At 44.6% G+C, this 8,858-nt stretch carries 6 protein-coding genes and 1 riboswitch; of the genes, 4 read left to right on the forward strand and 2 right to left on the reverse strand.

What is annotated here, in order from left to right:
* Positions 1-35: 35 nt before the first annotated feature.
* Positions 36-938 carry a cobalamin-binding protein gene (locus tag TY87_RS05010; protein ID WP_198432039.1) on the reverse strand — a complete coding sequence of 301 codons (903 nt, stop codon included), beginning with the start codon at positions 936-938 and terminating at the stop codon, positions 36-38.
* A complete protein-coding gene (locus TY87_RS05015; protein WP_100186225.1) occupies positions 938-2,731 on the reverse strand; it encodes a TonB-dependent receptor domain-containing protein in 1,794 nt (597 codons plus the stop codon). Before TY87_RS05015 ends, TY87_RS05010 begins: the two co-directional genes overlap by 1 nt.
* 62 nt (positions 2,732-2,793) lie before the next feature.
* Positions 2,794-2,987, reverse strand: a riboswitch (cobalamin riboswitch).
* A 227-nt stretch (positions 2,988-3,214) separates the two neighbouring features.
* Between TY87_RS05015 and TY87_RS05020 the strand changes: the two genes are divergently transcribed.
* The 4 genes from TY87_RS05020 to TY87_RS05035 all read left to right on the forward strand — a co-directional run bounded on the left by TY87_RS05020 (position 3,215) and on the right by TY87_RS05035 (position 8,776).
* The gene (locus tag TY87_RS05020) at positions 3,215-5,116 is read left to right on the forward strand and encodes a B12-binding domain-containing radical SAM protein (RefSeq protein ID WP_232617069.1); all 1,902 of its coding nucleotides are present in this window, start codon (positions 3,215-3,217) and stop codon (positions 5,114-5,116) included.
* 242 nt (positions 5,117-5,358) lie between these two features.
* Complete coding sequence (locus TY87_RS05025) at positions 5,359-5,901, forward strand: heme NO-binding domain-containing protein (protein ID WP_100186227.1); 543 nt, start codon at positions 5,359-5,361, stop codon at positions 5,899-5,901.
* A 14-nt stretch (positions 5,902-5,915) separates the two neighbouring features.
* Positions 5,916-7,433, forward strand: coding sequence for a sensor histidine kinase (locus TY87_RS05030; protein WP_100186228.1), 1,518 nt, complete (start codon positions 5,916-5,918; stop codon positions 7,431-7,433).
* The gene (locus tag TY87_RS05035) at positions 7,430-8,776 is read left to right on the forward strand and encodes a response regulator c-di-GMP phosphodiesterase, NosR family (protein ID WP_100186229.1); all 1,347 of its coding nucleotides are present in this window, start codon (positions 7,430-7,432) and stop codon (positions 8,774-8,776) included. The genes TY87_RS05030 and TY87_RS05035 overlap by 4 nt, the downstream gene beginning before the upstream one ends.
* Positions 8,777-8,858 lie beyond the last annotated feature (82 nt).

The raw sequence follows: 8,858 nt of genomic DNA on the forward strand, positions 1-8,858 counted from the left end.
ATATCAACGCGCGTCGGTTTGTCGGGTGACGAGTCTTAACGTCGAGCACGGGCAATATCCAGTTTTTCACAGAGTATTTGTGCACCTTCTAATAATCGCGGCGTTGGACGCTGAATCAACGATGGCGGCACAAAAAACAGATTATCTTTTTGCGTAGCTAACAAATCGGCAAACGCTCGCCATTTTTCGAGCCAGTTGGCGTTTCGTTCTCCCATACCTCCAGCAATGATGGCTTCAGGATTTTTCAGTAATACCGCCTCTTGGCTCAGGCGAGGAATCAAACGCGGCGAATCCGCAAACACATTATCGCCGCCACATAAGTCGACCACCTTGCTAATATAATGGCTGCCATTCATCGTCATTAGCGGTTCATCCCAAACTTGATAAAAGGTTTTGACCCGAGGGGCCTGTTTATAGCGTTCGTGCAAAACATCAATGCCAGTACGAAAGCGCTTTGCTTCTTCCTTGGCTCGTTGTGAGGTGCCAGCTAGTGCGCCCAAGTTGTCGATATTACGAGCAATGTCTTCGAACTCATGGGGCTCTACGTAATATACAGGTAGCCCCAAGCGTTCTAGTGTTTCGATTTGCTCGGTTGGATTACCGGTTCCCCAAGCCAGTATTAAATCGGGCTGTAGGCTGATCAAACGCTCTAAATCTAAGCGCGTATGACTGCCCACTGAGGTAACGCTTTTTGCAGCTTCTGGGTAATCACTATAAGACACCACCGCAACCACATTATCCCCCGCGCCAGCAGCATAAATCAGCTCGGTGGCGCCAGGTGATAACGCCGCGATGCGCATTGCCGCATGATCAATACAGACATCTCGCCCGCGATCATCCACCACACAGATAGGATCAGCCAACGCGTTGGACACGAATGCCCAACCACTGAGCAATAAAGCCGATATTGACAACAAACTACGCATCGGGTTAGCCATTAAAATGCCGAATAGTTAAGGGTTAAGAACACGCCACGACCCGGACTAAAGTAGCCTTTTGCCGTTTGGTACTCTTTGTCAAGGGCGTTTTTGACACTAAGTTCAGCGTTCCAATCAGCGGCAAAGTCATAACTAGCGCGCAAATTCATCGTCACATAGCCTGCCAACGTTTCAGAGCTGCCCAATGTTGTAGCTCGACCATCCGCTCCGATTAATGTCACACCAACCCGTCCTTTTTCAAATAGGCGATCTGCACTTAAACGGGCACTACGTTTTGCACGTTTAGGCAACTGAAAACCCGTATCGTCGTCTTTTGCGTCTAGCCACGTTAATGCCGCTTTTAACTGCCATTGCTCTAATGTTAGGCCTGAAGACAGCTCAACACCTTGGACTTTAGAATCCACATTGTAAGCCGCCCAAGACCCTGTGTAATTAGACCAGATAACCATATCGCCATAGGATGCATCAAACACCGCAGCGTCCCAGTACACATTGTCATAATCGGCACGAACGCCCAGTTCAATAGTTTTAGATTTCGTCGCTTTGAGTGTTGGGTCGCCGCTGCTTGGATAGTATAAATCGTTAAATGTTGGCGCTTCGAAAGCGGTCCCGTAGCTTGCACGTAGAGTATGTATACCATCAAGCTTGTAACCAACAGCCACACCGCCTGTCGTCGAATCACCATAAGCACTGTTATGATCTTGACGAATATTAAGTTGCAAATTGGTTGCCCCAAAATCAAACTGAGACTGGGCAAACACCGCATTATTACTGCGATCAGGTGCTTGGTAGCTGGTGACGTCGACCTTGTCTTCAGAGGTTTCAGCTCCCAACACAAACTCATGTTCACCTGCCGAAATAGTGTTGCTCCAACGAGCAGTTTGAGTTTTAGTGTTGTACTTATCCTCTGAAGAAATGGTTTTGCTGTCGTTGTGAGTCTGAGACAATTTCAGCTCTGTATCCCAATTTTCCGTTACTGGAAGGCTGACGCTCAGCCCGATCACCTGCACTTGGTAATCATTTTCGTCACCGACATAGTGATTTCGCCCTTCACTATTCATAATCAAACCACTGATGCGCGCACCACTGCTAAAATCATGTCCAACATTGAGCAATACATTTTCGTTGCGGTAGCCCTGAGCTCCCTCACCTTCTTTAACAATATCACCGTCGGTTTCAAACTTGCCTGCTGACAAAAGGTATTGCGTGCTATCGCTGGAACCAGACACAGTCGCATCGATAGTTTTTGTATTAAACGAGCCACCACCTACAGATACATTCATGTGCGAATCATCATCGGCTTCTGGCAAAAACGCTTGAATCACGCCGCCTACCGCATCGGCGCCATACAAGGTAGCTTTAGGACCTCGAACGATCTCTAGACGATCAATCAAAGATGTCGGAATATTTTCAAATGGCGCGCCACCGGATGTCGCAGAATACAAAGGAATACCATCGAGCAAAAACTTAGTAGATTCTGCACTAGCACCGCGCATATAAACACTAGTGGTCTTTCCGTAACCGCCATTCGAGCTGATATCTACACCCGGCTGCGCCGCTAGTAGCTCGCTTATTTCTTGCGCTTGCTGAGCTTTGATTTCTTCACGATTGATAACCGTAACAGATGACAGCGAATCCGCCACACTGACCGAAGTAGATGTTGCTGTAACCACCAAAGGCGATAAGGTCGACGATGAATCTGCTGTTGTCGCTGCGTGAGCCGAAACGGCGGACACAACACTAAACGCCACGAGGGTTCTCGTGAACGCTGGGGAAATACATTGAGTTTTCATAATAAAGTCTACTGTTGCACTGAGCACGCCCGCACAGTGGTGACATTTGGTTCCAACTTACGCAGAACCCCCAGTTACAGGCAGGTCTCCGGACTCAAAAGTTGCGAATGCAGGCTTTGCCGCCTTCCCATGGTGAACCACAGTGGCTTGTTGGCAAAGTTTGACTTTTTTACCGTTGCGGGGGCAGCGTCAGAGTTGCACTGACTTCCCTATTATTGCTGACATCACGCCAGCAACCTGTAACGGCGCGTACTCTAACATAAGGCTCCATCAGGGTCAGATGAAAAAACTACCGTCTAAACTCGGTTTCCTTCATTTTGAATGATTAATGTTACCAAAATCATTCCATATCCAGCTTATTGATCACCGCAAGCACATCATTTTTTAAGGGTTCTACTCTTCTTTAAGTGCTAGAATCCGCCAGATTATGATTAGGTTTTACTTTAAAGGCAGGCTATGACCGTTCTTCTGATGACCCCACCCATGACGCAACTGAATACGCCGTATCCAGCGACGGCGTATTTGACTGGCTTTTTGCGCTCTCGGGGCTACGAGGCGGTGCAGCGAGACCCTGCTATTGAGCTTTTTCTTGAGATGATGACAGCGCCTGCGCTGGATATTATCCGTCAGCATGTGGAAGAGAACTTCGAGTCATTTGAAGACGACGAATTGCCTGATGCCATCTTTACCTTTTTGGCAGAATTCGATCGTTATCGTCTTTGCGTCGAACCTGCGATTCGCTTTTTGCAGGGCAAAGATTCCAGCCTTGCGTTGCGAATTATCTCTCGTCGTTTCTTGCCAGAAGGCCCAGCCTTCGATGCCATCGCTCAGATGGAAGAAGTTTCCGGCGATATACTCAAAACCGCCTTTGGTAATCTTGGCGTACAGGACAAAGCCAAGTATCTCGCTACATTGTTTATTAATGATTTGTCCGCGGTGATTACTCAAGGCGTTGACCCGTATTTTGAAGTGAGCCGTTATGGCGAGCGTTTGGCGGCGGCCAACCCAAGCTTTGATGATCTATACAATACACTGATGGGCGAACCGAGTTTTAGCTCTGAGATTCTAGAGCAGTTGGTCGAGCAATATCTCGAAGAAACCCAACCCAGCGTCGTGGCGTTAACCGTGCCTTTCCCCGGTAATATGTTGGGGGCTCTGCGTATTGCGCAAACCTGTAAAGCCATCAATCCTGATCTACCCGTGGTATTGGGCGGTGGTTTTATTAATACCGAGCTGCGTGCGCTAAAAGATCCTCGTGTGTTTGAGTTTGTCGATTTTATCTGTCTAGATGATGGCGAACGTCCTTTTATGACCTTGCTGGAATTCTTTGACGGCAAGCGCGAAATAGATGAGTTAGTACGTACTTACTTCCTCGCAGAAGACGAGAATGGCGAATCATACGTTCACTATAATGAAAACGCGGAGCTGCACGATATTCCCCAAACCGATGTCGGCACGCCAATTTACGATGGTTTGCCATTAACCGAATACTTATCCTTGTGTGAAATGCTCAACCCCATGCATCGCATCTGGAGCGATGGCCGCTGGAACAAGCTGACCATTGCTCATGGTTGTTACTGGCGCAAGTGTAGCTTTTGCGATGTGACACTGGATTACATTGATCGCTATGATGCGGCTGGCGCTGATATTTTGGTGGATCGTATCGAAGAGTTGATCGAAGAGACAGGACAGACTGGTTTCCACTTTGTCGATGAAGCCGCGCCACCAAAAGCCTTGTTTGCGCTAGCAAGGCGTTTAATCGAAAGGGGCGTGGTGATCAGTTGGTGGGGCAATATTCGTTTTGAAAAAACTTTTACACCAGAGCGCTGTCAGTTATTAGCGGATTCCGGTTGTATCGCCGTCAGCGGCGGCCTTGAAGTAGCGTCCGACCGATTACTAAAACTGATGAAAAAAGGCGTCAGCGTCGAGCAAGTGGCCCGAGTGACCAAAGCCTTCAGTGATGCGGATATTCTGGTTCATTCCTATCTGATGTATGGCTTCCCAACACAAACCGAGCAAGAAACCATTGATGCCCTAGAAATGGTGCGTCAGATGATGGCTCAAGAATGTTTCCAATCGGCCTTCTGGCACAGATTCGCAGCCACTGCACACAGCCCGATTGGTATTAATCCGGAAGAATACGGCATCACTCTCGCGAAACGCCCCGATATTTTGTTCGCAGAAAACGACGTGGATTTCACTGATCCAACCGGCACAGATCATGACATGCTGGGTGACGGACTGCGTAAAGCGCTCTACAACTACATGCACGGCATCGGTTTTGATCAACCAATGGATTTTTGGTTTGATAAACCAGTTAAACGTACCTTGGTGAAAAAAGATCTGATTTCCAAAGCCTTGAACGATCTAATTGTTAGTAGTTAAACATAGCCTCTAAAACACCCAGAGCCAGATAGATACTTTATGTATCTGGCTCGGTACGTTTCCCTTCCTATATACCTCCAGAACAATGCTAAATCCCCACAAAATCATATGAAACGCCTGTTTTCATTACGTTAAGCACCTTAACGTCCAACAAAAAATTACGCACCTAAACCAATTGCCTGTAAGAGTTTTTGCATTTTTTGTCTACTCTATTACTAACACAAAGAGACAGGACAAGAGTCATGAAAGGCGCCGTTTTTACTCACTTTCAAGAAATGATCGAAGACCAATTTGGTATGGAATGTTGGGAAACGTTACTGGAAAAATGTGATTTGCCCAGTGGCGGTATTTATACCAGTGCAAACAATTACGACGACCAAGAGATTTTATCCCTTGTTGTTGCTTTGTCAGAATACAGCTCGGTCCCGGTTCCAGATCTAGTTGAGGCATTTGGCCGTTATCTATACAAGGGCTTAGCACACAGCTTGCCTCCTGCAATGATGAATTTTCCTGATCTTTGGTCGCTGCTTGGCGCTGTGGATTCAGTGATTCATGTGGAAGTTCATAAGCTGTATCCAGATGCGTTAACACCGAAAATTCTTGTTACTGAAAAACATGAAAACGGCGTCACTCTTTATTATCAATCACCTCGTAAAATGTGTTTATTGGCCATAGGTCTTGTACATCAAGCCGCTGAAAGCTTTGGTACTCCCGTTATCATTAAACATACTTGCTGTATGAATGAAGGGGCAGATCATTGCTCTTTACTCGTAGAGCGGATCTAGATCCGGAGATACCTATGGAATACGAAGCGGCTTTTCAGCGAGAACGTAAAGCACGTAAACAAGCAGAATCTATACTTGAGCAAAAAAGCAGAGAGCTTCATTTTGCTAATCTCGCGTTGAAAGAAAGTGTCAATTCTCTTCACTCAGCGGTGCAGGAAAATAAGTTTCTTAACCACATCGGTCGTTATGGTTTGGAAAGGCTACGCCTTCGTGATTTTCTACCCAAGATTGTCAACGATATGATGCGTTTAAGTAACATTTCCTTTGCGACGTTTGCGCACTTTCCCTTTGATAATAATCAATCTGATTTTCACTCTCCGCTACTTAAAAACCCTGATCAACATGAAGGGCAGCCATTAGAAATAGAAAGTGATGAAGTGGGAAATATCATTGCTGAAATAGAGCCGCTCATTCGCGAAAGAAAAGCAACACATCTACAAATAATAGACTTAGTTATCGACGAGAAAAACATTGATACCGTCATAGCTCTGCCAATCATTAGCCTAGATCATCTTTGCGGCATCGTTTTTTTGTTTAGCCAAGGGCTGACAGACAAACAAACCCAAGTTTTCAATGTATTTGAAACAGGCTTCAAACAGCTCGCGATCATTCTGGAACACAGATATCAGGAAGATAAATTGTTAACGAGTTATGAGGAAATCACCAGTGCCAATGAAGCCTTAAAAGAAACACAACAGAAACTTGTTCAGTCCGAAAAGATGGCGACTGTAGGCCAGTTATCAGCAGGGATTGCTCACGAAATAAATAATCCAATGGGCTTTATCAAAAGTAATATAAGTTCTTTGGGCGGCTATATTGCTGACTTTATCGAGTATGTCGAAACGTCTAAAACCCTGACAGATGAATCGATCAAGTCCACTGATGAAAACATAAAAAATGCGGCAAAAGCACTCGATAAGGCATGGAACGATGTCGATATGAATTTCTTAATAGAAGATACACAAAACCTATTAAATGAGTCACAACAGGGCGTAAAACGAATTATCGATATCGTTGGCGGCTTAAAACGCTTCTCTCGTCAGTCGGATCATCAAAAAGAATTCTGCCACCTCAATCAAATTATCGATGAAGCATTAAAACTTGCCAGTAATGAACTAAAGTTTAAGGGTGTAGTGAAAAAGCAAATTGAAGAAGTGCAGCCGATCTTGGGAAATAGCGGTGAGCTTTTGCAGGTGTTTTTGAATTTATTTGTCAACGCTTCCCATGCTATGAATGAGCACGGGGAACTAACCATACATCTCGCCGAAAGCGCTGACGGTGCAAGAATTAAAGTATCAGATAACGGTAGCGGTATTGATAAACAGAATTTGAAATCTATCTTTAATCCATTTTTTACCACCAAAGAAGTTGGTGTCGGTACAGGGTTAGGGCTATCGATTTCCTATGGCATAATTGAAGACCACCAAGGCACGATTGATGTAACAAGTGAACTGGGCAAAGGCACGGAGTTTAGTATTTGGCTACCTTATGAAGGCGCCCGCTCAACCAGATCAATGGAGGGTATAAAATGAGCAACGATGCATCAAATCTAGACGCGATGGAAACCCGTCCTAGCTTATTATTAGTTGATGACGAAAAGAACGTATTGTCTTCTTTAAAACGCTTATTTCGTAAGGCTAACTGTGATGTATTTATTGCTAATAGCGGCCAAGAAGGTCTTGAGGTTTTAAAAGAGCAAGCCATTGATGTGATTGTTTCAGATGCTCGTATGCCAGAGATGACAGGACCTGAATTTTTGGCCATTGCAGCAGAAAAACATCCAAATACAATACGGATCTTATTAACTGGCTATGCGGATATGGAAGCCATTTCCGATGCGATAAATTTAGGTAGAATTTCTCATTATGTTGAAAAACCATGGGACGATGAAAAGCTACAAACGCTGGTCCACGATGCTTTTGTCACCATAAACCTAAAGAAAAGAAATGAGCACTTACAGTCTTTGGTTACTTCGCAGAACGAAAAACTCACCGCAATGAATGAAACATTAGAAGCAACAGTAAAAGAACGTACGCAAAAAATCATTGAGATCAATGCAGCATTACAAGAAAACTATAAAAATACGGTCGATTTATTTGCCAATCTTTTAGACATGCGTACGCCAAGATCGAGCGTGGATGTACCCGATATAATCAGCTTAGTAACCGACATGGCAGAGTTATTAAACTTACCCCAAAGAGAGCTAATTCATCTTACCAGAGCGGCAAAAATGCGCTATATGAGCCAAATGAGCTTCGCTGATGAATTGCTTTTTACCCCTTATGTTTTGTTATCAGAAGAACAAAAACACGAGTACAAACAGTATCCATTGAAAGGAGCGACATTACTGAAAAATATTCGCCCTTTAGTTCCGGTCGCAGACATTATTCTTCATCATAAGGAGTACCTAAACGGTGAAGGCTACCCAAGAGGAGAGAAAGAGGCGTCCATTCCAAAGTCGGCGCAAATATTAACCGTCGCCAATGACTATGTTGAGCTAATCACAGGGCGCATGTGGGAAACCACATTGTCACACCAAGATGCTATGGACTATTTGATTTCAAAATCAGGCACTTATTACTCCACCAGTGCCGTTGAAGCACTAAAGTCTTGTTTATCTACACAGAAAATCGAACACTCTATCGATGATCATTGTGTTGCTTCTCAGCAGCTTACGGCAGGGATGATACTATCTCGAGACTTAAGAAATCATCACGGTGATTTTTTACTTGCCAAAGGTGTAGAGCTCGCCGACAGTGCAATAATGCTACTGATTGAATTGGAGAAAAGTTCGAAAAAAGAGTTTAACCTTTTTGTCGATATTCCAGCCGGTTTGGAAGTATCCAAAAGTCTCTTAAAAGAAATACAAAAATGAAGCTTTAATAAATATATTAGGATTATTTTACAGCATTCTCACAATCCTCTTCCTTTATTTTAAAAGGTGGTGTGGTACTCTA

The organism is Marinomonas sp. BSi20584, assembly GCF_002792415.1.
In the GTDB taxonomy this organism is placed as follows: Bacteria; Pseudomonadota; Gammaproteobacteria; order Pseudomonadales; family Marinomonadaceae; genus Marinomonas; species Marinomonas polaris.